The sequence below is a fragment of the Salifodinibacter halophilus genome, assembly GCA_012999515.1.
GTDB classification, from domain to species: Bacteria; Pseudomonadota; Gammaproteobacteria; order Nevskiales; family Salinisphaeraceae; genus Salifodinibacter; species Salifodinibacter halophilus.
In genome coordinates, this window is record JABEEB010000777.1 from 1 (window position 1) to 233 (window position 233).

Here is a 233-nt window from a genome sequence, read left to right on the forward strand (position 1 = left end):
CTGACCTTGCTGATCGCGTTCGCGGCGTATTGGCTGATCTCCACCATCGCCGGCCGCGACGTGCTGCTGGCGCAGATCGTCGCGCGCCTGCCGGCCGATTCCAGCTTCACCTGGAAGTCCGCCGAAGGCCCGCTGTCGGGCCCGCTGACCCTGCGCGGGGTGCGCTTCGCCTACAAGAAGACCGTGTTCACCGCCGAGCGCATCTATCTGGAGCCGGCGCTGCGCCCGCTGCT

At 69.1% G+C, this 233-nt stretch carries 1 protein-coding gene; it reads left to right on the forward strand.

The annotated features are described in order from the left end of the window. Positions 1-233 (forward strand): hypothetical protein (locus tag HKX41_13695; protein ID NNC25186.1); only part of this gene is annotated, 233 nt, incomplete at both ends.